Genomic DNA, 23,056 nt, shown 5'->3' with positions numbered 1-23,056 from the left:
AAAACCGGCCTAGTGCCGGTTTTTTTATTGCCTGTTAGGAGAGACCCTGTCAGTTAACTTCCCAATTGGGAACAGGGACAGGAGACGGCTCCTCCCCCTTGCGCTCACTCTCATCCAGAAGCTGGCCTTCCGCTGCACGCAAACTGAGATGCTCTACCTCAACGCTGACCGGTTCCACCGACTTGCGTTCGTGCTCCTTTACGAGGTTTCCCTCCATGGGTGCCAAGGTCCATTGCGGGCTAGCCGCAGTTTCCGCCTTCGGCTTGGTTTGCTCGGCAACAGCTGCTCCGCTGCTCTCATCCTTAATACTGACCTGTGCGCCTATTTTGGCCAGGTTTGCACGAAACTGCTGTGCCTGGGGCAGAGATAACCCTTTCTTCAGTACCAGCGGGCGCCCACTGAATAGTTTCTCTATCGCCTGGGGATTACTTTTAAACAGGCGCACCATACTGGCTTTTACATCACCAGCGGTAAAACCCGCCACCAAATCACCGCGAAAAACCAAGCTGTAGGTGGATTGCGACATCAATAATATTTCCCTGAGTTACTCTTCCGAATCCAGAGTCTGGTCCATGGTATAAGCCGGGGCCCCTTCAACACGCCCTCCTACCTGGCGGGCGGGAACACCGGCGACGGTTGTATGAGCGGGCACATCGTGCAAGACCAGGCTACCGGCGGCAATTTTGACGTCCTCTCCCACCTTAACCGGACCCAGTACTTTAGCACCGGCGCCAATCATCACTCCGGGGCCAATTTTCGGATGGCGATCGCCGCTGCCGCTGCCACTGCCGCCCAATGTCACCGAGTGGAGAATCGAGACATTGTCCTCAACCACACAGGTCTCCCCCACCACTAATCCAGTGGCGTGATCGATCATAATCCCGCAGCCAAATCGCGCTGCTGGGTGGATATCCACCGAGAACTGTTCCGATACCTGGCTCTGGAAATAGAGCGCCAAGGTATGGCGGCCTTGATTCCACAACCAGTGCGCTATCCGGTGGGATTGCAGGGCGTGAAAACCCTTAAAATACAGGAAAGGCGTCAGGTACTGGTCGCAAGCCGGGTCCCGGTCATACCAAGCGCAAATATCCTCGCTCATACAGTGGGAAATACTCGGATCATTAGCCAGAGCCGTGGCAATCACTTCCTGAAGTGCGGTTGCCGTGAGGGCATTGTGCTCCAACACCGAAGCCAGGTGATCCGCCATAGCATCACCCAGAGACTTGTGGCGCAAAATGGTATTGTGGAAATAACTTGCCAGGATAGGTTCGCCAGCAGCCGCCTCTGAGGCTTCAGCCCGCATCGCCTGCCAGATATCCCGCTGCCCTTGAACGGCCGCTTCCTCACCCATAATTCATCTCCCTTATATTCCCCAGGGCATTCTCTGCGGCGCAGCTTGGCAGGATCACTAGCCCCTTTCAAGAGGAAGCCTCCATCGCAAAGTAGCTTTCTTGCCACCCCCCATTGAGGTGGTAATAAACTGTAACCAACCTATCTCAACAGGCCGCTATAGTTGCCCATTAAATGGGGGGTAGCAGTGATCCGGAACCCAGATATAGCGCGTATAGATGTCCTGAAGGTGCTCGCAAACCGCAGTGCCCAGGGATAGTTCTGACTCCTGCAGCAACTCGGACAGGCGCTCCACGCTGAGAAGTTCCTGAAGCTCTCGGGCCCTGGGGGCATAGCTCAGGTGCCAGCGTTCCGGTGCGACTCCGCCGCGATCCTCTGCATAGGGCCGGAACAGCCCATAACTATTACCCGTGCTGATTTGGTTATCCAGCCAGCGGTGGAAGGCGCCAAAAACTCCGTCGTCCGCCACCTCCTGGGGGGTTAGCTGGACTGCATAGTCAGCGGGGACTGCCGCCGCATCGATAATATCGAAATCGGTACCCCAGTGGTGACGGGATGCTCCCGGCAATGCGGACCAGCGCAGGATAGCGAAGATCAGCTCCCGCTCGCTTAACTGTTCAATATCCAGGGGAGTACCGTGACTATCGAGAACCGGGCGGTGACCCTGCGCTTTGGCATTCCAAATCAACAGTTGTCGATCAAAGGCGCGAAAACCGGAAACGATTTTAGGGGCAAACCCCTCTTCACGGGCATCCCGACTCAAGCGCTGGAAGGCGATCAGTGCTTCGGGATGTAAAAGCTGGTCAGAAGCTGGGTCGACAATGACATGCTCATCGCCGAGTCCAAATAACATACGCTTCAGCGGTGTCGATAACATTTGCATCTCATTATTAGGCGAACTCCAAAGGGCAGGCTAAATTATTCAACAGGCTATGCCTACTTTAACAGAGCGCAGACAATCGCCCTTAACTATGGCACCAAAGCAGGGGCACCAAAAGCAGGCGCGCCGCACAATAATCTGGCGGTAATGTTTGTTAGCCACCTGTTAATTTATGTTAAGTTCAAAGCCGCAGTCGAGGGGTTGGCTGCGACAACGGACGCTCAAACTGGTAGGGAAAACCGAATGCACCCGAGTCAATCAGAACTATTAAAACTAAAAAACCTGGGCCTGGCCTCGGTCAATATTCTCCACTCTATTGGCATTCGCTCCCACGATGACCTGCGCAGGGTTGGGCCTGTCGAGGCCTTTATCAGCATTCGCAATCGGGGGATTAACGCCTCCAAAGTAATGCTCTACGCTCTTCAGGGCGCGCTGATGGATGTGCACTGGAACGACCTGGAGCCGGAGCTGAAACAACACCTCACCAGCGAGGTCGACCGCCTCCTTGCCACCCAAAACTCTGACTAGTAATTCCCCTCAAGCACCACGGAAAGAGTCGCAGACACGCGCACTCGACGGACTCGGCACAGCAGGCCAAGCTGTGCCGATCTACAGTAAGGCAAGTTGCGCCAACCCTATCTAAACTTACCGGTGGAGCCGCGGAATAATTCCGTAAAGACACTCACTCAAAGGAGAGATCCGATGTTGCGCATTGGGCTATTCCTGCTGACCAACCTTGCTGTCCTTGTATTGGTTGGCATTATTTTCAATATTTTTGGAATTGGGGGAATTCTTCAGGCAAACGGTGTCGATCTCAACCTCGGCGCCTTGTTGCTGATGTGCGCGATTTTTGGTTTTGGCGGATCTTTTATTTCCCTGCTCTTATCGAAGACCATCGCACGGGTCAGTACCCGCACACAAATTATCGAGCAGCCCCGCAGCGCCGATGAACAGTGGCTGGTAGAAACCGTACGGGAACTCTCCCGCAAGGCGGGCATCGGTATGCCAGATGTGGGGATATTTCCAATGCCCCAGGCGAATGCCTTCGCCACCGGCTGGAATCGCAACAGCGCCCTGGTCTCTGTCAGTGCCGGTCTGTTGCAGCGCTTCAGCCGAGAGGAAGCCCGCGCCGTTATTGGCCATGAAATTGGTCACGTGGCCAATGGCGATATGGTGACGCTGGCACTGATCCAGGGCGTGGTAAATACCTTTGTGATGTTCCTTGCCCGCTTGGTTGGGTTCTTCGTAGACCGGGTTATCTTGCGCAACGAAGAGGGATTGGGCATCGGCTATTTTGTCACATCCATTGTTATGGACATCATATTCGGCTTCTTCGCCATGATGATTGTCGCCTGGTTCAGTCGCCGCCGTGAATATCGGGCCGACCATGCCGGCGCCACACTGGCCAGCCCCCAATCCATGATTGCCGCGCTGCAACGGCTCAAGGTGGAGTCCGATCGCGGCCACGAGGAACCCCTGCCCGGCAATATGAAAGCCTTCGGTATATTCGGCAGTATGGGAGCACTTATGGCTACGCACCCACCACTGGATGATCGTATCCTCGCCCTGCAAAATTTCCGTAATTAGTATCTAATTGGATAGATAAGTGATCAAAGCTGTAGGTTCAAATTCTCACAGAGCTGCCACTTAAACGTAGTCACTTTCTATGTGGGCAGATGCAAAGTAAAAGCATTTATGCAAAGAAGTGTCCTGAAGTACAGCCCACTACTCGTCGCCATATTTTTAATTGGGTGTTCTCCTTCATGGAGTGACGGCCCTTACGAGATTTATTGGATAGATGGCGAAAAAGCCCTTGGTTTTAATTTGGGTGACGATGCCTACATCCGCCGTATCGATAAGCCACATCATATCAGTGCAAACGAGATGTTCGTCTCAGTCTACGCTTGCCCTGAGGGTGCCTGTGCTTACTATTACATAGATCGACTTCAAGACCACAAATTCGCAGATTCTTCCGAGTTTGTTTTTGGCCCCTACACAGAAAAAACCTTTGCTCAAATGCAACAGAAGCTACAACTACCAAAACTGGAGCAACAATAAAAATATGAGAAAAGCATCAAGGTTTATGCCTAAATACAAAACAGAAAAGGCAAGCAAAACTGCGCTGTTTTTTTTCTAGCAGCAGCGTTCGCTCTTCTCATTTACCAACCAATATTCTTTTTATCTTTAGCCGGTTTAGCATTATTGGCAATAACTTGGGGCACTATTGAGCAGCCCAAAATTGACAGGCATTTCCAACGACTATGTGACAACCGCAAAGGATTATCCATTTGTGAATTTGCCCGGGAGTTTGACCGCAAAACTGTAGACACATGGATTATTCGAACGGTGTATGAACAACTACAAGCGGCACTTCCCACCAAACAATTGGTCCCAATTCAAGCATCAGATGATTTCTTTAACACCCTAAAACTGGATGGAGATGATCTCGATCTGGACTTAAGTAAGGAGATCGCACAAAGAACCGGGCGAACCCTTGAGGACTATCAAAGCAATCCCTATTACGGCAAGGTAACAACAGCCCGGAACCTGGTGCTGTTTTTTAATCTCCAGGCCCATGGCGAGGCAACCTGACAGGCCGAAACAGGTTTTGTACTGTTCGACAAAACTAGCGCATATGTCATCATTAATCCCACCGCAGAAATTTCATTGCTCCAGCAGCAGTCGGCGACACTCAGCCAAAGTGAGTTCCGATCCATAGCCCCCAGCTTTAAATTTCGCCAGCAGCCCCCAATAAACAGCCAATACCGCATAACGATTGCAAACAAGATACACTTTTAAAACAGCAACAAACAAAAAGGAAGACGACAGTTACAGACGTCTCTTCCAATCCGGTAGTTCAAAGGGAGGATTGTATTAATGACTCTACTTAAAACTCTACGCGCCAGCTTAATCTCAGTCTTTTTGCTGCTTACGCCAGCAATATCTGCGCAGGCGGAATCCTTTGCCACCGACGACGAACGCAACACCATGCAGGTGTTCAATTTTGCCAGTCCGTCAGTGGTCTATGTCACCAATGAAACCCTGGTACGGGATCGCAGGACCCTGCGCCTCCACTCAGTGCCCAAAGGCGCCGGCAGCGGATTTATCTGGGACACTCAGGGCCATATTGTCACCAACTTCCACGTCATTGAGGGTGCGCGGCAAATCACTATTACTTTGCAGGATCGCAGCGAGTGGCCGGCCGAACTGGTGGGATCTGCGCCGGAAAAAGATCTGGCAGTTCTGAAAATTAACGCTCCCAGGGAGTTGCTAAAACCGCTGGTTGTGGGCACCTCCAGCAATCTCGCGGTAGGCCGTAAAGTACTGGCTATCGGCAACCCGTTCGGCCTGGATACCACTCTCACCACCGGTGTGGTCAGCGCCCTGGGGCGGGAAATTGAAGCCGCCAACAACCGCACCATTCGCAATGTTATCCAAACAGATGCGGCTATTAATCCAGGTAACTCCGGCGGCCCATTGCTGGATTCCCAAGCGCGTTTAATCGGGGTCAACACCGCAATTTACAGCCCCAGTGGCGCCAGTGTCGGTATTGGCTTTGCGATTCCAGTGGATACGGTCAAAAAAATTGTGCCGGAACTGATCAATCACGGCCGCCTGGTGCGCCCGATTATTGGTATCGAATCCGCCCCGGACCAGTGGAGTAGCCGCTACGGCTTTGAAGGGGTCGCTGTATTGCGTACCGCTCCCGGGCTTCCCGCAGAGAAAGCTGGCTTGCGCGGTATCCACCGCACCCGGGGTGGAGGTTGGGAATTGGGCGATGTGATTGTAGAAATAGAACAACAGCCGATTCGCAGCTACGACGATCTGCTCAATGCCCTGGAAAAGCACAGTGCCGGTGACGAAATCACTATCGGCATACTGCGTGACGGGACAATTCGCTACACGTCCATTAGACTCGCGGCACCCGAATAAGCAGGCGCTTGCGCCCTGAACAAGAATTAGGCCGGGAGCCGATAATCTATGCAGAAGTACTTCCTGTGTCGCTATGACGAATTAAGCGAGGGTCAATCCAAAGGGTTCTCCCTCGGAGACACTGCCGCCGGCACTGACAATGTGTTTGCTGTGATGAAAGATGGCGAGGTCTACGCCTACAAAAACACCTGCCCTCACCGGGGCATCAATCTGGACTGGCAGGAAGACCAATTCCTCGATCCCGATGGCGCACTTATTCAGTGCGCCTCCCACGGCGCGCTATTCCTGATTGAATCTGGGGAGTGTATCGCCGGGCCCTGTACTGGTGATGCCCTGACCCCAGTACCGGTGGAATATGCACAGGACGGTCTCTACGCATTACTGGCTGACTGACAGCTCCCTGCCTTTCCCTTACGGGTGAAAAGGCAGGGCCTCCACCAGCTCAACGCCTTCAGCACCGAGCTTCGCACGGTATGCGAGCACTTGCACACCAGCATCGACAGCGGAATCCAGGGCCTCAGCATAAGCGGGATCAATTTCCCGCGCCGCCTGCACCGTCTCGATACCGCTGTGTTGAACGCAGTAAAAAAGTACCGCCCGCACTCCGCTCTCAGCCAGCTTTTGCAGTTCGCGCAGGTGCTTGGCGCCCCGGGTACTTACCGCATCGGGGAAGTAACCCCGTGCCCCATCTGCCAGGGTCACATTTTTCACTTCCACGTAGCAGTCCCCATCAGCGCCGGACAACAACAGATCGATACGGCTGTTTTCCTCGCCGTAGCGCACTTCCCTGCGCAGGGATTCATAGCCCTGTAACTCGCTGACTACGCCAGACAGAATGGCCTCTTCAACCAGAGCATTGGCGCGGCCTGTGTTCACCCCCGCCAGGGCTCCATCCGGGGTCGTACAGATTTCCAGAGTGTGGCGATACTTGCGCTTGGGGTTGCCAGAATCGGAGTACCAGCAGTCTCCCCCCTCCACCCAACAATTCTTCATAGACCCCGTATTTGGGCAGTGGATGGTAAACACTTCGCCACTGGCAGATTCCACATCGGCGAGAAAGCGCTTGTATCGGCGCAAAAGTGTTGCCTTTTGCAACTGAGGGGTAAATTTCACGGGCTGGACCACTTGGCTGTAATTTCAGGCGCCACAAAATAGCAGACAACTATTTGTGGCGCGAATCGCGCAGATTTGATAGCTTCCTCGCTCTCGGTCGCCAGGGGTATCGGTACCGAGAACAGGATTAGCCTGACACCGCAGCGAATTTGATAGGTGAAAAAAGCATCACTTAGAAAGATTCCGGTCTAGGCTAGATTGAATTTGGTGGTATCGCCCCCATAAAGGGGGGCCCGTATAGAAAGAGAGGCAACGACTATGCCCAAAACTGCTGCGAGCACCGAATCTCTGCACGGCTTTGAGCCCTACAAGGAGACGCAGGGCGAAGAGTACATGAATGAGAAGCAGCAGGAGCATTTCCGCAACTTGCTGTTGGCCTGGAAGGCCGAGCTGATGGCGGAAGTGGACCGCACCGTTTCCCACATGAAAGACGAGGCCGCAAACTTCCCCGATCCCGCAGACCGCGCCAGCCAGGAAGAAGAATTTAGCCTGGAATTGCGCACCCGCGATCGCGAGCGCAAGCTGATCAAGAAGATCGATGCCACCCTGGAGCTTATCGACCAGGATGACTACGGTTTCTGCGAAGCCTGTGGTGTTGATATCGGCATTCGCCGCCTGGAAGCCCGTCCAACCGCCACTCTGTGCGTGGACTGCAAAACCCTCGCGGAAATCAAGGAACGGCAGATCTCCGGCTGATCCACAACCGATAGCGGCACGGCGTTCGCTTGCGATCGCCCTGCTCGGAGGGGGCGATCAATGTATCGCCCCTATTCATTTTGAACAGCACAACTCCCTATATTGGTCGCTTCGCACCCTCCCCGAGTGGACCGCTCCACTTCGGCTCACTGGTGTGCGCCGTCGGCAGCTACCTCGACGCCCTTGCCCATGGCGGACACTGGCTCCTGCGCATGGAAGACCTCGACCCTCCCCGGGAAGAGCCCGGCGCGGCAACCCGCATTCTGAAATCCCTGGAAGCCCACGGACTGCACTGGCACGGCCCCGTCGAATGGCAGAGCAAACGCTACGCACTCTACGAGGAAACCCTGTCCACACTGCGCCAACGGCAACTGATCTACTCCTGCGACTGCTCACGCAGCCAGATTAAGAAAAATGGTGGACATGCGAACGACTTCTGTCGCCTTAAATACGATGTGAGCGAACCCTCAGCGCTGCGATTGCAATGCACAGGCGGCGAGGAAGGCTTTGTGGATATTTGGCACGGAGAGCAGCGGCAGCTCATCCGCGAAGACACCATTCTCAAGCGCCGCGACGGCCTCTATGCCTACCAACTGGCAGTCGTGGTCGACGATATCGATCAACAGATCAACCAGGTGGTGCGCGGCTCAGATCTACTGGATACCACTGGTGCACAACAGCGCCTGTTTAAAATCCTCGGCGCCACTCCACCCCAATTCGGCCATCTGCCGTTGGTGATGGGCCCTGACGACAGGCAAAAACTCAGCAAACAAAATCACGCGCCGGCTATCGACGACAACATGGCTTCCGATAACCTGTGTAAGGCCTTACAGTTCCTCGGCTTCAAACTGCCAAACACTGCCCTAACAGAATCCCCCGAGCATATTCTCAAGTGGGCTACCGCACGCTGGCGCCGCCACCAGGTAGATATGCGCAACCGCCAATTGCACTGATTCCAAGCTGCACTTACCATTTCCGCGCCAGCCGCCCTTAGGGGTCCGGCTGATAACCCGCGTTGACGATTACACAGGGATGACTTCTCACCGGTACAGTGCGCGGGCAACAAATTTCTCTAGCGGGTTTTCAAGGCGATCTATGAGTAACCGCACACTATTAATTCTGCTGGTACTGGTGGGTTATGTATTCTCCCCCACCATCTTTACCTGGATGATCAATCCCGTCGGCGCCTGGTACCGGCCTTTTATCCTCTGGTTCGTGCTGATCCTACTGGCGATTTTTATCCAGTGGAGGCGCAAATCGAATGAGCTTTGATATTGCCCACATTGCCCTGGTGGGAGTGGCCTATATCGCCACCCTGTTTTTTGTCGCCTTCGCCACCTCCAAGGGCTGGCTGCCTTCCCGCTGGGTGCGCCATCCGCTGGTTTATGTGCTCTCCCTGGGCGTATCATTATCGGCCTGGACCTTCTACGGTATCGTCGACCTGGCCTGGCAGTATGGTTACGGAGTGCTCGCCTACTATCTGGGCACCGGCGCCATGTTCCTGTTTGCGCCAGTAGCCCTGGAACCACTGGCGCGCCTGGCACAGCGCTACCAGCTTTACTCCCCCGCAGATCTTCTGGTGTTCCGCTATCACAGCCGCCAGGCGGGAACTCTCGCCACCCTGTTTATGCTGTTGGCACTGCTCCCCCTGATCGCCCTGCAAATACAGGCGGTATCCGAGACCCTGGCTCTGCTGTCGCGGGATAGTGTGGCTGCCCTGGCACTGCCGGACAGCGGTGTATCGAGCAAAAATTTAATCGCATTTTTCTACTGCGTGCTGCTGGCGGTATTCACCAGTATGTACGGCGCTACCCGCGAGCGTGGCGAGGGCCTGGCCAGCGCCATGGCCCTGGAGTCCCTGGTAAAACTGGTGGCACTCACCGCAGTGGGCGGCTATGCCATTTACGGCGTCTTCGGTGGGTTTTCCGGCCTGGATGAGTGGCTGCTGGAGAACCCCGATATGCACCAGCTGCTCTACACCCCCATCAAGCAGGGCTCATCCCATACCCTGCTACTGGTGTTTATCGCCACTGCCGTGGCTATGCCACATATTTTTTACCTGAGTATTGCCGAGCGCCCCACCGGACAGGCAATGCGCACCGCCAGCTGGGGCTTCCCCCTATTCCTGCTGCTGATGGCCCTGCCCATCTTCCCCATCATGTGGGCGGGCTTTGCCCTGGATGTGGCCGGCCCGGTGCAGTACTTCTCCCTGGCGGTTCCCCGCGCCAGTGGCTCGGCCCTGCTCACCACCCTGGCCTTTATCGGCGGCCTGTCGGCAGCCACTGGCGCACTGATTATGATCACCCTGGCCCTCGCCACCATGGTGATGAACCACTGGCTGCTACCCGGCACCCGCTGGCACTCTGAGGACAATATGTACCGGCAGCTGGTGTGGTTGCGCCGCGCTCTGATCGCCGCTCTATTTATTGCCGGCTTTGCCTTTTACCTGTTACTCAACAACCGACTCTCCCTGTCGGATCTGGCCCTGCTGGCATTTATCGGATCACTCCAGTTCCTGCCTGGGATTTTTGCTGTAATCCACTGGCCGCGAGGCAATCGACGCGGATTTGTCGGTGGCCTGCTGGCAGGCATGTTACTTTGGGGGGGCGGCCTGTTAATTCCGTCAATTTTTGGGATTACCGGCATCACCTTGCCCGGCACTTCCCTCCAAATTCCCCTGGGAATGTCTATCTGGACACAGATCACCACCCTGTCACTGGGGGTCAATGTCCTGTTATTTGTCGGCCTATCTCTGTTCACCCGCACCAGTAGCCTGGAGCAGTACGCCGCTGACCTATGTAGCGACGACACTATCGCCCAGGCTCTGCGCCTGGGACTGGATGTGGAATCCGCCGCAGATTTTCGCCTGCGCTTGGCTGAAAGCCTCGGGGCCGCTACTGCGAATAAAGAAGTTAAACGCGCTCTCGCCGCCCTCAATCTGCCGGACAACGAGCGCCGCCCCTACGCCCTGCGTCAACTGCGCAACAAGCTGGAGTCCAATCTCTCCGGCCTGCTGGGGCGTGTTCTGGCGGTGCAAATTATCGATCGACACTTCCCGTTCCAGAACAGCGATCAGCCGGCAAACAAAGACATTCACCTGATCGAGACCCGATTGGGCCGTTATAAGCACCAGCTCACCGGCTTGGCCGCAGAACTCAATAACCTGCGCCTGTATCACCGCCAAATGCTGGAAGAGCTGCCGATGGCCGCTTGCTCCCTGGGGCGCGACGGAGAAGTCCTGCTGTGGAACTACGCCATGCAGGACCTCACCGGTATCAGTGCCAGCGAGGTAATCGGCTCGAAACTGGAATACTTGGCGGAACCCTGGCGCAGCCTGCTGGGGGAGTTCGCCCTATCCACTGATGCCAGCCGCTTTAAGCAACAGGTGAGCCTCGACGGCAATAGCCACTGGCTCAACCTGCACAAGGCACGGCAAAAACGCAGCCGCAGCGAACGCTCCCGCGACGAGCGCGGCGATGCACAAATGTTGTTACTGGAGGACATTACTGAAACACAGGTCTTGGAACAGGAACTTATCCACAGCGAGCGCCTGGCCTCTGTGGGTCGCCTGGCCGCCGGCGTAGCCCACGAAGTGGGTAACCCGGTCACAGGAATCGCCTGCCTGGCGCAAAACCTCCAATACGACTGTGACAATCCGGAAGTCCTTGAAACAGCCGATCAAATCCTGAGCCAAACCCAGCGCATCAGCCGTATCGTCCACTCACTGGTCAACTTCTCCCACAGTGGCAATCAGGAAGGCAGCGAGCGGGCTCCAGTAGATCTCTACGCCTGTGTGCAGGAAGCGGTCAACCTGCTGTCCCTGCAACGGGATAAAACCCAGGTCCAGTTTGAGAATCAGGTACCCGAGGATCTGATCGCTCCGGGAGATAACCAGCGCCTGATCCAGGTGTTTATCAACCTGCTAAGCAATGCCCGCGATGCTAGCCCCGATGGCGGCCAGATTGTAATTGAGGGCTATCGCAAGAGCGGCAGCGCCTGTGTCTCTGTCACCGACAGCGGGCCGGGAATTTCAGCTCAGCATCGGGAACGGATTCTGGAGCCCTTCTTCACAACGAAAGAGCCCGGGGAAGGCACGGGACTGGGGCTGGCAATGGTTTACAGCATTGTCGAGGAGCACGGCGGCCAGCTGGAATTGGTCAGTCCGGCCAACCCAGAAACCGGGACTGGCGCCCGCTTTATTGTGCAACTCCCCCTGGGAGACTGAGGTGGCTGGACAACCATATCGATCATTATTTGTGCAAAAATGACCCGATTAACCGTTTTTGAGTTGCATCGAAACGGCGCCCGGGTAAAACTAGGCGCTTACTGAGCATTTTGTAACCAGGCGTAACATATGAGCCACATCCTCATCGTCGAAGATGAAGCCATTATCCGAACGGCGCTGCGCAAGCTTTTAGAGCGGCACCGCTACAAAATCAGTGAAGCGGGTTCGGTAAAGGAGGCGCTCACCAAGTACCGCCTCAATGAAGTTGACCTGGTTATTTCCGATTTGCGCCTGCCCGGCGCACCGGGCACCGACCTTCTCAAGCACGCCGGTGATATTCCGGTACTGATCATGACCAGTTACGCCAGCCTCCGCTCTGCGGTGGACTCCATGCGTATGGGCGCCGCAGACTATATCGCCAAGCCCTTTGACCACGACGAAATGCTCGCAACCGTCCGCCGGGTCATAGGCAAAGCAGAGCAGAATCGCGCCCAGCCCGTCAACGAGAAAGAGAATACCGGCACTATCGCCGGCATGATTGGCAGCAGCCCAGTGATGAGGGAGCTCTATGGTCGCATCCATAAAGTTGCCCCCACAGATGCCACCGTCCTGGTGCACGGTGAAACCGGTACCGGTAAGGAACTGGTTGCCCGGGCTATTCACGAGGAGAGCCGCCGGGCCAACAAACCCCTGATCTCCGTCAACTGTGCCGCGATTCCCGACACTCTGATTGAATCTGAGCTGTTCGGCTACGAGAAAGGTGCATTTACCGGTGCCCAGAGCTCCCGGGAGGGACTGGTAGCGGCAGCCGATGGAGGAACCCTGTTCCTCGACGAGATCGGTGAGCTGCCCCTGGAGGCACAGGCCCGCCTGCTGCGTGTATTGCAAGAAGGCGAAGTACGGCCAATTGGCTCGATCGAATCCCGCAAAGTGGATGTGCGCCTGGTAACAGCCACCCACCGCAACCTGCGCCAGCTGTCAGCGGAGCGTAAATTCCGGGAAGACCTCTATTACCGCATCAATGTGGTGCAAATGACGCTTGCCCCCTTGCGCGAGCGAGGCAGAGACGTCCTAGCACTGGCAGAGCACCTGCTGGAAAAGTTCTGCACCAAGATCGAGCGCCCTTTATTGCGCTTGTCACCGGAAGCCATCCAGGCTGTTACCACCTACACTTGGCCCGGTAACGTGCGCGAACTTGAGAACGCCATCCAGCGCGCTGTGATCCTGACGGATAAGAACAGCCGCGAGATCGACCACAAAACCCTGGATATCGATCTGGACCTGGTGCCGATCGAAGAGGCCGATGGCATCCCGCGCCCCCGCAGTCTGCACACCGACCCCCGTGAGGACCTGTCCCTGGAAGACTACTTCGCCCGCTTCGTTATTGAGCACCAGGACACAATGAGTGAGACAGACCTGGCCAAGAAGCTCGGCGTCAGCCGCAAATGCCTGTGGGAACGACGCCAAAAGCTGGGCATTCCCCGCAAGAAGAGCCGCCGCAGCGCCGCCGCAGAAGCTTAAAATTAACGCTATCCTCAGGGGGCTTCGCCCCCTGCTCCCAATCCGCCCTCACCTGTCAAACTCCTTCGATCACTTTGTTACCCCACCCCCACAAGGGTTACCAACCAGAGTGTTACCCACACCCACCCAGAAGTAACAACTCTCGCACCTTCCGTAACGCAATGGCTCTCAGAAAAGTTCCGTCAAATTTCGTAAAGATCGTAACTTATTGATTTATAAGGATTTTTAAAAGTTGGCATACTAAGTGCTTTACTCTTAGTACAAAAATTGAAAACAGCCAACAATAAAAATAAATGACTGTTAAAAGCCCTATAACAACTAACAATAAGTGGGGCGAAACATAATAAAAATAATGGGGCGGCCGACAATAAAAGCAATGAGTGGCCAAAACCGCAAGAACAACAATAAACAATAACAATAAAACTCAAGAAGAATAAGAATAACAACAAGCGCGTTGCAAACTGACTGAACTGTACCTGGGAGAGGGTGTTTGCTTGAAAGCAAATTGAGAGCGCAAGGAAGCCGCTGCCTTCATACTGGTAATAATAATTCCCATATTTCTTTTCCCCCGAACTTACAGGCACCCGCATATTGCGGGCGCATTCCTTTGCGTGTGTTAGAATCGCGCCCGCGAGCTCCGATCTCTGAGGATAAACAGCCACTGAGGCTCCTTTCCGGACTCGCTCCTGGGGCAGCCCAGGTATAGAGGCTCCAGCAGTGCCATCGTGAATCTCCCCAGAGGGACCACCACTTATACAGGCCGCCAACCAATGCGTGGCCAAGCACAGCGGGGCTTTCCCGGCCATCCCTAAATGGCAGCAGTCAACATAGACAGCCGTATGCTCAACAACCTGATTAGTAGTATCAAACGCTGGCGCAAGCCGGCCAGTAAAGGCCCCAGGGTTATCGCCCGCAACGACCACAGCATCTCGCGCCGGGAAATTAGCCGCGCGGCCTTAACAGTTATGAAGCGCCTTCAGGATGCCGGATACCAGGCGTATATCGTAGGTGGAGGCGTGCGCGACCTGATGCTCGGCGGTCACCCCAAGGACTTTGATGTGGCCACCGACGCCACTCCAGAGCAAGCCAAGGTGCTTTTTCGCGGCGCCCGCATTGTCGGTCGCCGCTTTCGCATCCTGCACGCCCGTATAGGCCGTGAAGTTATCGAAGTGACTACCTTCCGCGGTCACCACAGCGATGGCGAGACCCACGAGGCCAAGCAGTCCGAACACGGTATGCTGCTGCGTGACAATGTCTATGGCGACCTGGAAAGTGATGCCATGCGCCGGGATTTCACGGTCAACGCGCTCTACTACACCACCAAAGGGTTTGAAATCCACGACTACACCGGCGGTGTCGAGGATATTGAAAAGCGCCTGATTCGAATGATCGGCTCCCCAGAGGTCCGCTACAAAGAAGACCCGGTGCGCATGCTGCGCGCAGTGCGCTTCGCCGCCAAGTTGGATTTCACTATTGAAGGCAAGACGGAAGCCCCCCTGCACGAGCTGGCGCCACTGTTACGCAATATTGCCCCGGCTCGCCTGTTCGATGAGATTCTCAAGCTGCTGATGAGTGGCCACGGAGAGCGCACCTTTGAGCTGCTGCGCCAGTACCAGCTCTGGCAACACCTGTTCCCGGATAACGCCGCACAAATTGAGGCCAACAACGCGGCCCTGAAACTATCCCAGCAAGCCCTGCGCAATACGGACCAGCGTATCCGCGCCGATATGCGTGTTACCCCAGCGTTCCTCTACGCCGCCCTACTCTGGCCTGCGGTGAGCACCGAGCAACAAAAGCTGATTGCCAAGGGCACCCCGCCAGCGCCAGCGCTGGCCCAAGCAGCACAAAAAGTTACCAGTTCACAGCTGGCCCACACCGCTATTCCCAAGCGCTTCTCAATCCCCATGCGGGAAATCTGGGACCTGCAACAGCGCCTGCCCCAGCGCGGTGGCAGTCGGGCCCAGCGCTTACAGGAACACCCCCGTTTCCGCGCCGCCTACGACTTCCTGTTGCTGCGGGAAGAAAGTGGCGAGATTGAAGCGGGCCTGGGCAAATGGTGGACCGACTTCCAACAGGCTGACGATGAGCAGCGCCAGCAAATGGTGCGCAAGCTACAGCGCACAGGCAGCGGTGGGCGCCGCAACCGCAACTCTCGCGGCCGCCGTCGCAAGCCGAGAGCAGAATAGTAATGGAAACGGTATACATCGGCCTGGGCAGTAACCTGGCAGAGCCCGGCAAACAACTGCGCAGCGCCCTATCGGCCATGGAACGAATCCCCAGTACAGAATTATTGGGGTGTTCGAGCTTTTACCGAAGCGCCCCGGTCGGCCCCGGCGATCAACCCGATTACATCAATGCCGTCGCAGCATTGAAAACAGCACTGTCCCCGCTTGCACTACTGGACCAGCTCCAATCTATCGAGCTGTCCCACGGGCGCGAGCGCTCCATCCGCTGGGGCGCCCGCACCCTGGACCTGGATATCCTGTTGTTTGGGGAATCTCAAATCGATGAGCCCCGCCTACAGGTCCCACACCCGCGCATGGCCGAGCGCAACTTCGTACTGCTACCCCTTTCTGAGCTGGCTCCCGCGATGGAACTGCCCGGATTGGGAGCTCTTCCAGCACTCTTACAGGGCTGCCCGGAAAACCGCCTGGAAAAGGTTTGATCGACTGAGGCTCCCCAACTACTCGACGGGCGGCCCTCTCAATAGTACTTTTGCGTTTGCAACTCATCAGGGAAGACCCCAGACAAAGAGGAGTCGCTCAAGTGGTTATCGAAAAACCCGAGACCAGCACAGCTGAACTCAACCTGTCTAATAAAACACCGCCTAAATTTATCGCGGTGGAAGGCAATATTGGTGTGGGAAAAACCACACTGGCAAAGAAGCTGGCCTCCACATTCAATTACGACACGCTGTTGGAATTACCCGAGGAGAACCCCTTTTTGGAGCGTTTCTACCGGGACCCCCAAAATGCCGCACTGCCCACCCAGCTGCACTTTCTCCTCCAGCGATCACAGCAAATCCAGGCACTCCGGCAGGACGATATCTTTGAGCCGGTGCGGGTGTCGGACTTTTTGATCGAAAAGGACCAGCTGTTTGCTGAAGTCACCCTGGATAAGGATGAGCTGCACCTGTACCAACAGGTGTACAAACATCTCACCCTGGAAGCACCCAAGCCGGACCTGGTGATCTATTTGCAAGCCCCCCTCGATGTGCTGCAAGTCCGAATCCGCAATCGGGGAATCCCGGCTGAGCAGGCGATAAGCAATGAGTACCTCGCCACCCTCAACAACGCCTACACCCGCTTTTTCCATTTTTACGATGAGGCGCCTCTACTCATCGTCAATACCGAGGAGATCGACATTGTCGATAGCCCAGAGGACTACCAACAGCTGGTCGAATATCTGTTCACGATCACCAGTGGCCGGCACTATTACAACCCAGGAAGTTAATCGTTATGTATGCACCCTCTGAATTAGAAAAGCTCGTAACCGTTCAAACCCTGCGAAAAATGAAAGCGAATGGTGAGAAGTTTATTACCGTTGCTCTCTACGATGCCCCTATGGCTGCGATGGCACAAAAGTCCGGGGTTGAGACACTGCTCGTCGGAGATTCCCTGGGCATGACCGTGCTGGGTTACGACAGCACCGTGCCAGTGACGATGGAGCAAATGATTTACCACGTCGAGGCGGTCGCGCGCGGCAATAAGAAGTCCCTGATTATGGGGGATATGCCGTTTATGACCTACGCCACCCCAGAGCAGGCACTCCAGAATGCAACCCGGATCATGCAGGCCGGTGCACATATGGTGAAGATTGAGGGAGGCGCCTGGCTCGCCGACACCGTGAAGATTCTTACTGATCGCGGTATTCCCGTTTGCGCCCACCTGGGCCTCACCCCTCAATCAGTACACAAACTGGGAGGCTATCGCGTTCAGGGGCGCGACGAAGAACACGCCAAGCAAATCCTCGAAGACGCTCTACAACTCGACGAAGCCGGAGCTGATCTGCTGGTGTTGGAATGTGTACCCGCCGACCTGGCAAAGCGTATTACCGAAGCCGTATCCATGCCCACCATCGGCATAGGCGCGGGCCGCGACTGCGATGCCCAGGTACTGGTAATCAATGACATCCTGGGCCTCACCCAACAGCCCCCCAAGTTTTCCAAAAACTTCCTGGTAGAGGCCGAGGATATTCCCGGGGCCCTGCGCAAATACGCCGAGGACGTCAAGCAAGGCGTTTTCCCCGGCGAGGAACACATATTTAAATAATACTCCCCTCATCCGGGTGCTTCTCACCCGGTATTTTTCTGCGGCAGGTCCCACCTGCCGCTCTCAAGCGGTAACACTATGACTTTCGACCAACTAATCCAGGATTGGCTCTCGACCAATGGCGCCACTTCTGTGCCCGAAGGCTGGACCCAGGGGCGGGCTACATTTGGCGGCCTTGTAGCCGCAATGTTGTATGAGCAGATGGCTTCAGAGCTGCCTTCTGACAGCAGCTTGCGCTCTTTTACCACCTCATTCGTAGGCCCGGTTGCCCCAGGGGCGATTAACACCCGCGCGGATGTCCTTCGCGCAGGCCGCTCTGTCACTCAGGTACAGGGGCACCTCGATCAGGATGATGCCGTTATGCTGGCGGGCCTCGCCAGTTTTGGCCGCGGCAGGGAGTCATCCGTTCTCGCCAAAGGTCCCTCAGCACCGGAGTACCCCACCCCGGATAAATGCCTGCCCCTGCCCTATATCGAAGGTGTAGTACCGGAGTTCACACAGAAGTTCGATTACCGTATCGCATGTGGGAGCCTCCCTTTCAGCGGCGCGAAAGAGAGAGTTTTAGGTGGCTGGGTACGATTTAAGGATGGCAGTAAAGGCCGTACCGGTATCAGCCACTTACTCGCACTGATCGATGCCTGGCCACCGGCAACACTCCCGATGATGAAAGAGCCGGCTCCCGCCAGCTCATTAACATGGACAGTGGAGTTTATGGAGCCACTCCCAGAGCGCACCGCTTCTGACTGGTGGCAATACGAGGCCGAAGTGGAACAGGCTGAGGATGGCTACGCAGTAATACAGGCCCGCTTGTGGGATGCCGATGGACGTTTAACCGCCCTCTCCCGCCAAATGGTCACTATCTTTGGTTAACCAGCACTCGTCGATCAACTATCCCTTTACCGCCACTCATTGAGTGCCTTGGCTCCACGGATGGAACCATTTAAACGGTCCTAAAGAATTTTGTAACTTTTCTGCAGCCTTCAGATAGCTCTAAATAATACTTCCCGATCCTGCTTAACCCGCCTAACGAATCAATTATTACCTGCATAAAAATATACAACTTTCGTGATTTTTATTATTTTCTTATGAAAAAAATAAATCGCGCCGCCCTTACAGAAAAATAAAATAAAAAAAACCTCCTTTACTCCAATTTGTAATCTACGCTATCCATCATCCCCCCCATCGAAAACAAAGGGGCCGCCAGAGAAACGCCCCAATTTTCGACCCCACTACAAAACCGTCGGTAACAACAAAGTTGGAGAGTAATAATGATAAAAAGAATATTTTTTTCACTCACACTTCTATTCAGCCATTCCGCCGCAGCAGTAGATTTTGAAGACGTTTGGGATGCAATTACTTCTTGTAACTGGTTTGAATTTATTGATGATGTCGACGATACCGGCTCAAAAGACCTGGACGGCTATGAATACGGTGACACTGAATTTGCCGATGCCAATTCAGGCAGCTTTGACATGATCGTCTACAACATGGATGGATTTTTGGAGTGTATAGGCGGCAACAGCAAGTCTGACTTCAAACAAATTATTAACACTTTTGATAATAACCCCAAAGACCTCTGGTTGATGCAGGAGGCTTGGAGCAAAACCAAAGCCAATTATCTGGACGACGACGACAAGCTCGATAACGACACAGTCCCCTATCGCTCCAAACACTGGAAAGGCACTGGTACCAGCTTTGGCAATGGCCTGCTGACCTTTTCCAAGTTTCCGTTTGACCGAGATAATCGCGATGACGACGACTACACCTTCGCCACTTATGAGGAGGAAACTTTTGATAAGTGCGCAGGTAATGACTGTGATACCGAAAAAGGCTTTACCGTAGCAAAAGTTGAAGTGACCAAAAACTTCCATGTTCATGTGTACAACACCCATATGGATGCAGGACACCAAGACGATGATCTAAATGCCAAAGCCAAGCAACTCGACCAGATTGCCGATATGATCGTCGCCCACTCAAGTAATGCCACAGTCATTTTGGCTGGTGATTTCAATATGGCGTTTGATGAAAATGACGACGGCTGGCGCGGTACAAACTACCAAACTTGGAAAGCATTTTTTGCCAAAACCGGCGGCAAGCATGCCTGCCAATATATGCTATCTGGCAGCGACACCAGCTTGGAAGCCTGTGCTGATGAACTTCAGGACGATACCGATCATGTCGTCGTTATTAATAACAACCCCAATTACACGCTGGACGTAACCAATTACTACATTGGCTCCGCGGAGTACACCGGGCTGAGCGACCACGACCCAGTATTTGTAGACTTCTCATGGGTTAAACACTAAACGAGCGGCACACAGCCTCTTCCGCAGGGGATCGGTAGGGGCTTAACCAATTTACCGACAAAGTGAACGACACCGGACTGAAAACCCAATCCAGCTACAATTTTGCTTATTGAGGAGAACTTTAACCCACGCATAAACCGCATGCTTGGCGGGAAGGGCTTTCAGTGGACAGGATTAAGAACCTAGTTGTCGGGAGTGGTCCTGCGAGTATCGCTACAGTCAAGGCATTGCAAGATATTGGGCAAGAAGTTGAAGTCGTTGATGTTTCATATGACCTTGAAGACGATATCAAATACCAAGTTAATATCTTATCCAAAAAAAACATTGATGCATGGACTCAGGAGGACAAAGATAAACTGTTTCCAGCTCCAGTAGCCTCCCGAAAAGGCCTGGAAAGAAGATATCTATTTGGGTCTGACTTTCCATACAGAGTACCAAAACCTCTCAGCATTACGACAAAAAACTGTAATACAGAATTTTCCCATGGCTTTGGTGGGCTTGGGAACGTATGGGGTGCAGCTATCATGCCCTACAGTGAAAGTCAGCTAGCAAATTGGCCTATCTCCTTAAATGAACTAACGCCATCCTACAAAAATGTACTCCGCTATATGCCTATAAGTGCGGAGATAGACAATCTCAATAACAAGTATCCACTATTCCCTAACAACTTTACTGCCATCAAAAGAAATGCGCCGACAGATTTCTTATTGAAAAAATTGAAGGCTATTGAAAGTAATCTCCAGAGGAATGGCATTGAATTTGGTCGAGCCCGCTTAGCGGTAGATGCAAGCAAGGGGGAGCATGGATGTAGATATTGCGGCCACTGCTTTGACGGATGCCCATACCAATCTATTTTCAACCCTAAATACTTGTTTGAAAAACTACAAAAAGACAAACTCACCATACATAAAGGTCTTCTTGTCCTGGAGATTCATGAAACAAGTCAAGGCGTAAACGTGATTGCAGTTGATATAACCAATAGCAAAATAAAAAAAATTACCGCACAGAAAGTTTTTCTCGCAACCGGCCAGTTTGCCACCACTACAATACTGGCAAGATCCCTCAATCTATTAAATACTCCAATCAAAATCAAAAACAGCCAGTATTTTTTCTTCCCCCTCTTTCTCTACAAAGGGTATCGTTATGAGATTGAGTTTACCCTCGCAGAAATCTTTCTAGAAGTTGACAATCCAAACATAAGTCCTGAACAAATACACCTCCAACTTTATGGTCGAAGCCAAATTATTGAAGAACAATTAACATCTCTACTTCCCCCCCTTTTCCCAAAGCAAGTCGCCTTGGATCGCTTATACGTAATTCAGGGTTTTATGTCCTCTGAGGATTCTGATTCATTGGAACTAACTTTAACCGACAAACAAGCAGATAGCTCTTCAATAGAAATAAGAGGAATTGAAAATACGAGAGCCCGAGAAATCGCCCAAAGAACACAGTCTTTAATAAGGCGTTCACTGATAAGGCTTGGTATGGTCCCCCCCTTCTTTCTCACCGTACTACCACCAGGCAAAAGCTTCCACCTTGGTGGCAGTTTCCCGATGGGAGGAAAACATGAGATATTCCGCTCAGACCTCTTAGGAAGGCCGGCACACTTTAAAAATGTCCATATTGTGGATTCTGCCAACTTTCCCAATATTGCAGGCTCAACCATCACCTTTACCATTATGGCGAATGCTGATCGAATCGTAAGGTCTATAGGGTTTCGTGGCTGATTGGCAGCCCAGATAACTGAAATAACCTATTTAGCTAGGATACTTCAAAAGATAACTACAACCACTTTTTCCAGTAAAACAAAGCGATCTGCCCAGCCAATGCCACCACCAGCAAGATGCAAAAAGCAATAAAGCCCAAGGACGACTGTCCCCAGGGAATACCGCCGACATTAATCCCAAACAATCCAGTGAGAAAGCTCAGCGGCAGAAAAACTGCTGCCACCACTGATAGTACATACATACGACTATTCAACTGATCCGAAGTGCGACTCAACAATTCCTCCTGAGCGATTGCCGCGCGCTCCCTTACCGCATCGATATCGTCGATATGGCGCTGTAACCGATCATTTACCTCTCCCAAGAGGGCGTGGCTGTGCTCATCAAACCAGGATAGGGATTCCTGCTGTAAACGCCCGAGTACCTCCCGCTGCAGGCATAAGTAGCGTCGCAGTACGATAGTTCTCTTGCGCAACCGAACCAGTAGGGAAGAAAGCTCCGCCCCCCCCTTATCTAATAACAGGTTTTCCAGGTCATCGATTTTTTCTTCGAAGTCTTCGGCCCGATCACACATACGCAAGACCAACAGATCTGCCAGGGACATCAAAAGAGCCGCAGTTCCACGGGGACCAAAGCCACTGCGCAAGCGAGAAAGCAAGTCATCCTCTGAAAGCAACTTCCGTCGGCCGGTACTGATAATACGGTTTTCCTCGGCCCAAATGCGAATGGCGATCATATCCTTTGCGCGCGGCTTGGATTTTCGCTCGATGCCGTACATAGCCAACATCAGCCCCTGATCCACAGTCATTACACAGGGGCGCGTTGTCTTCGCAGACAGGGTCTCTATCGCCGTAGCTGTGAGTCCACTATCCTGTTGCAGCCACTCGACGGTGTTGGTGCTGTCGTAGTCAAAATGCAACCAGAGAATTCCCTGATCAGGTTGCCAGGATTTCACCTCTGCCCAGGAAAGCTCTCGGCCCGAGCCTTTGCGATCGAGTAAGACAGCGTAGACCAGACCAGTTTCCATAGGCTCTCAT

The 23,056-nt window shown here is 53.8% G+C and carries 24 protein-coding genes; 18 read left to right on the top strand and 6 right to left on the bottom strand.

All coding sequences use genetic code 11. The features are described 5' to 3' along the window. Positions 1-49: 49 nt before the first annotated feature. The 3 genes from ACJJIR_RS03820 to ACJJIR_RS03810 all read right to left on the bottom strand — a co-directional run bounded on the left by ACJJIR_RS03820 (position 50) and on the right by ACJJIR_RS03810 (position 2,227). Complete coding sequence (locus ACJJIR_RS03820; protein ID WP_444907394.1) at positions 50-526, bottom strand: hypothetical protein; 477 nt, start codon at positions 524-526, stop codon at positions 50-52. 18 nt (positions 527-544) lie between these two features. After that, positions 545-1,351 carry a serine O-acetyltransferase gene (gene cysE, locus ACJJIR_RS03815; RefSeq protein ID WP_282931441.1) on the bottom strand — a complete coding sequence of 269 codons (807 nt, stop codon included), beginning with the start codon at positions 1,349-1,351 and terminating at the stop codon, positions 545-547. Positions 1,352-1,507: 156 nt separating this feature from the next. Then, on the bottom strand, positions 1,508-2,227 hold the full coding sequence (locus tag ACJJIR_RS03810; protein WP_444907393.1) for a M15 family metallopeptidase: 720 nt from the start codon (positions 2,225-2,227) through the stop codon (positions 1,508-1,510). 246 nt (positions 2,228-2,473) lie between these two features. On the opposite strand from ACJJIR_RS03810, the gene ACJJIR_RS03805 reads away from it, so the two are divergent. The 6 genes from ACJJIR_RS03805 to ACJJIR_RS03780 all read left to right on the top strand — a co-directional run bounded on the left by ACJJIR_RS03805 (position 2,474) and on the right by ACJJIR_RS03780 (position 6,556). Beyond that, a complete protein-coding gene (locus ACJJIR_RS03805; protein ID WP_108735343.1) occupies positions 2,474-2,758 on the top strand; it encodes a TfoX/Sxy family protein in 285 nt (94 codons plus the stop codon). A 174-nt stretch (positions 2,759-2,932) separates the two neighbouring features. Then, positions 2,933-3,817 (top strand): protease HtpX, encoded by an 885-nt coding sequence (htpX, locus tag ACJJIR_RS03800; RefSeq protein ID WP_282931439.1) that lies wholly within the window; start codon positions 2,933-2,935, stop codon positions 3,815-3,817. Between the two features lie 108 nt (positions 3,818-3,925). Then, positions 3,926-4,288 (top strand): hypothetical protein, encoded by a 363-nt coding sequence (locus tag ACJJIR_RS03795; RefSeq protein ID WP_444907392.1) that lies wholly within the window; start codon positions 3,926-3,928, stop codon positions 4,286-4,288. Positions 4,289-4,432: 144 nt separating this feature from the next. Next, entirely contained in the window at positions 4,433-4,822 is a 390-nt protein-coding gene (locus ACJJIR_RS03790) for a hypothetical protein (protein ID WP_444907391.1), read from the top strand. A 285-nt stretch (positions 4,823-5,107) separates the two neighbouring features. Next, positions 5,108-6,163 carry a S1C family serine protease gene (locus ACJJIR_RS03785; RefSeq protein ID WP_444907390.1) on the top strand — a complete coding sequence of 352 codons (1,056 nt, stop codon included), beginning with the start codon at positions 5,108-5,110 and terminating at the stop codon, positions 6,161-6,163. 48 nt (positions 6,164-6,211) lie between these two features. Beyond that, positions 6,212-6,556, top strand: coding sequence for a Rieske (2Fe-2S) protein (locus ACJJIR_RS03780; RefSeq protein WP_108734344.1), 345 nt, complete (start codon positions 6,212-6,214; stop codon positions 6,554-6,556). Between the two features lie 18 nt (positions 6,557-6,574). On the opposite strand, the gene sfsA is transcribed toward ACJJIR_RS03780, so the two are convergent. Beyond that, the gene (gene sfsA / locus ACJJIR_RS03775) at positions 6,575-7,276 is read right to left on the bottom strand and encodes a DNA/RNA nuclease SfsA (protein ID WP_444907389.1); all 702 of its coding nucleotides are present in this window, start codon (positions 7,274-7,276) and stop codon (positions 6,575-6,577) included. A gap of 258 nt (positions 7,277-7,534) precedes the next feature. Between sfsA and dksA the strand changes: the two genes are divergently transcribed. The 5 genes from dksA (at position 7,535) to ACJJIR_RS03750 (ending at position 13,718) form a co-directional block, all read left to right on the top strand. Further along, positions 7,535-7,972 (top strand): RNA polymerase-binding protein DksA, encoded by a 438-nt coding sequence (gene dksA / locus ACJJIR_RS03770; protein WP_108734345.1) that lies wholly within the window; start codon positions 7,535-7,537, stop codon positions 7,970-7,972. 29 nt (positions 7,973-8,001) lie between these two features. Beyond that, positions 8,002-8,925, top strand: a complete 924-nt coding sequence (gene gluQRS, locus ACJJIR_RS03765; protein WP_444907388.1) for a tRNA glutamyl-Q(34) synthetase GluQRS — start codon at positions 8,002-8,004, stop codon at positions 8,923-8,925. Between the two features lie 142 nt (positions 8,926-9,067). Then, positions 9,068-9,244, top strand: a complete 177-nt coding sequence (locus ACJJIR_RS03760) for a hypothetical protein (RefSeq protein WP_169337099.1) — start codon at positions 9,068-9,070, stop codon at positions 9,242-9,244. Next, a complete protein-coding gene (locus ACJJIR_RS03755; protein ID WP_444907387.1) occupies positions 9,234-12,197 on the top strand; it encodes an ATP-binding protein in 2,964 nt (987 codons plus the stop codon). Before ACJJIR_RS03760 ends, ACJJIR_RS03755 begins: the two co-directional genes overlap by 11 nt. 129 nt (positions 12,198-12,326) lie before the next feature. After that, a complete protein-coding gene (locus ACJJIR_RS03750; RefSeq protein WP_444907386.1) occupies positions 12,327-13,718 on the top strand; it encodes a sigma-54-dependent transcriptional regulator in 1,392 nt (463 codons plus the stop codon). Positions 13,719-13,900: 182 nt separating this feature from the next. Here ACJJIR_RS03750 and ACJJIR_RS03745 read toward each other — a convergent pair whose 3' ends face one another. Next, positions 13,901-14,524, bottom strand: coding sequence for a hypothetical protein (locus tag ACJJIR_RS03745; RefSeq protein WP_444907385.1), 624 nt, complete (start codon positions 14,522-14,524; stop codon positions 13,901-13,903). A gap of 6 nt (positions 14,525-14,530) precedes the next feature. Between ACJJIR_RS03745 and pcnB the strand changes: the two genes are divergently transcribed. From pcnB to ACJJIR_RS03710, 7 genes are all read left to right on the top strand, one after another. Then, entirely contained in the window at positions 14,531-15,904 is a 1,374-nt protein-coding gene (pcnB, locus tag ACJJIR_RS03740) for a polynucleotide adenylyltransferase PcnB (protein WP_444907384.1), read from the top strand. A gap of 2 nt (positions 15,905-15,906) precedes the next feature. Next, positions 15,907-16,383: a 2-amino-4-hydroxy-6-hydroxymethyldihydropteridine diphosphokinase gene (gene folK, locus ACJJIR_RS03735; RefSeq protein ID WP_282931421.1), complete on the top strand. Its 477-nt coding sequence runs from the start codon at positions 15,907-15,909 to the stop codon at positions 16,381-16,383. A 101-nt stretch (positions 16,384-16,484) separates the two neighbouring features. Then, positions 16,485-17,171 (top strand): deoxynucleoside kinase, encoded by a 687-nt coding sequence (locus ACJJIR_RS03730; RefSeq protein ID WP_444907383.1) that lies wholly within the window; start codon positions 16,485-16,487, stop codon positions 17,169-17,171. 5 nt (positions 17,172-17,176) lie between these two features. Further along, positions 17,177-17,989, top strand: coding sequence for a 3-methyl-2-oxobutanoate hydroxymethyltransferase (panB, locus tag ACJJIR_RS03725; protein ID WP_413663177.1), 813 nt, complete (start codon positions 17,177-17,179; stop codon positions 17,987-17,989). A 78-nt stretch (positions 17,990-18,067) separates the two neighbouring features. Beyond that, positions 18,068-18,859, top strand: coding sequence for an acyl-CoA thioesterase (locus tag ACJJIR_RS03720; RefSeq protein WP_444907382.1), 792 nt, complete (start codon positions 18,068-18,070; stop codon positions 18,857-18,859). A gap of 398 nt (positions 18,860-19,257) precedes the next feature. Next, positions 19,258-20,295, top strand: a complete 1,038-nt coding sequence (locus ACJJIR_RS03715) for an endonuclease/exonuclease/phosphatase family protein (protein ID WP_444907381.1) — start codon at positions 19,258-19,260, stop codon at positions 20,293-20,295. A gap of 164 nt (positions 20,296-20,459) precedes the next feature. Continuing rightward, positions 20,460-22,022, top strand: coding sequence for a hypothetical protein (locus tag ACJJIR_RS03710; RefSeq protein ID WP_444907380.1), 1,563 nt, complete (start codon positions 20,460-20,462; stop codon positions 22,020-22,022). A 55-nt stretch (positions 22,023-22,077) separates the two neighbouring features. Here ACJJIR_RS03710 and ACJJIR_RS03705 read toward each other — a convergent pair whose 3' ends face one another. Then, positions 22,078-23,046, bottom strand: coding sequence for a zinc transporter ZntB (locus ACJJIR_RS03705; protein ID WP_444896204.1), 969 nt, complete (start codon positions 23,044-23,046; stop codon positions 22,078-22,080). Positions 23,047-23,056 lie beyond the last annotated feature (10 nt).

The organism is Microbulbifer maximicatervae (SeqCode) (assembly GCF_052467385.1).
This window is presented reverse-complemented; position numbering and strand designations above follow the sequence as displayed.

What these genes read in the sequence shown, in the direction of transcription:
- ACJJIR_RS03820 (WP_444907394.1), bottom strand. Translation starts at nt 526, where the DNA reads ATGTCGCAATCCACCTACAGCTTGGTTTTTCGCGGTGATTTGGTGGCG.
- cysE (WP_282931441.1), bottom strand. Translation starts at nt 1,351, where the DNA reads ATGGGTGAGGAAGCGGCCGTTCAAGGGCAGCGGGATATCTGGCAGGCG.
- ACJJIR_RS03810 (WP_444907393.1), bottom strand. Translation starts at nt 2,227, where the DNA reads ATGTTATCGACACCGCTGAAGCGTATGTTATTTGGACTCGGCGATGAG.
- ACJJIR_RS03805 (WP_108735343.1), top strand. Translation starts at nt 2,474, where the DNA reads ATGCACCCGAGTCAATCAGAACTATTAAAACTAAAAAACCTGGGCCTG.
- htpX (WP_282931439.1), top strand. Translation starts at nt 2,933, where the DNA reads ATGTTGCGCATTGGGCTATTCCTGCTGACCAACCTTGCTGTCCTTGTA.
- ACJJIR_RS03795 (WP_444907392.1), top strand. Translation starts at nt 3,926, where the DNA reads ATGCAAAGAAGTGTCCTGAAGTACAGCCCACTACTCGTCGCCATATTT.
- ACJJIR_RS03785 (WP_444907390.1), top strand. Translation starts at nt 5,108, where the DNA reads ATGACTCTACTTAAAACTCTACGCGCCAGCTTAATCTCAGTCTTTTTG.
- ACJJIR_RS03780 (WP_108734344.1), top strand. Translation starts at nt 6,212, where the DNA reads ATGCAGAAGTACTTCCTGTGTCGCTATGACGAATTAAGCGAGGGTCAA.
- dksA (WP_108734345.1), top strand. Translation starts at nt 7,535, where the DNA reads ATGCCCAAAACTGCTGCGAGCACCGAATCTCTGCACGGCTTTGAGCCC.
- ACJJIR_RS03760 (WP_169337099.1), top strand. Translation starts at nt 9,068, where the DNA reads ATGAGTAACCGCACACTATTAATTCTGCTGGTACTGGTGGGTTATGTA.
- ACJJIR_RS03755 (WP_444907387.1), top strand. Translation starts at nt 9,234, where the DNA reads ATGAGCTTTGATATTGCCCACATTGCCCTGGTGGGAGTGGCCTATATC.
- ACJJIR_RS03750 (WP_444907386.1), top strand. Translation starts at nt 12,327, where the DNA reads ATGAGCCACATCCTCATCGTCGAAGATGAAGCCATTATCCGAACGGCG.
- ACJJIR_RS03745 (WP_444907385.1), bottom strand. Translation starts at nt 14,524, where the DNA reads ATGGCCGGGAAAGCCCCGCTGTGCTTGGCCACGCATTGGTTGGCGGCC.
- pcnB (WP_444907384.1), top strand. Translation starts at nt 14,531, where the DNA reads ATGGCAGCAGTCAACATAGACAGCCGTATGCTCAACAACCTGATTAGT.
- folK (WP_282931421.1), top strand. Translation starts at nt 15,907, where the DNA reads ATGGAAACGGTATACATCGGCCTGGGCAGTAACCTGGCAGAGCCCGGC.
- panB (WP_413663177.1), top strand. Translation starts at nt 17,177, where the DNA reads ATGTATGCACCCTCTGAATTAGAAAAGCTCGTAACCGTTCAAACCCTG.
- ACJJIR_RS03720 (WP_444907382.1), top strand. Translation starts at nt 18,068, where the DNA reads ATGACTTTCGACCAACTAATCCAGGATTGGCTCTCGACCAATGGCGCC.
- ACJJIR_RS03715 (WP_444907381.1), top strand. Translation starts at nt 19,258, where the DNA reads ATGATAAAAAGAATATTTTTTTCACTCACACTTCTATTCAGCCATTCC.
- ACJJIR_RS03705 (WP_444896204.1), bottom strand. Translation starts at nt 23,046, where the DNA reads ATGGAAACTGGTCTGGTCTACGCTGTCTTACTCGATCGCAAAGGCTCG.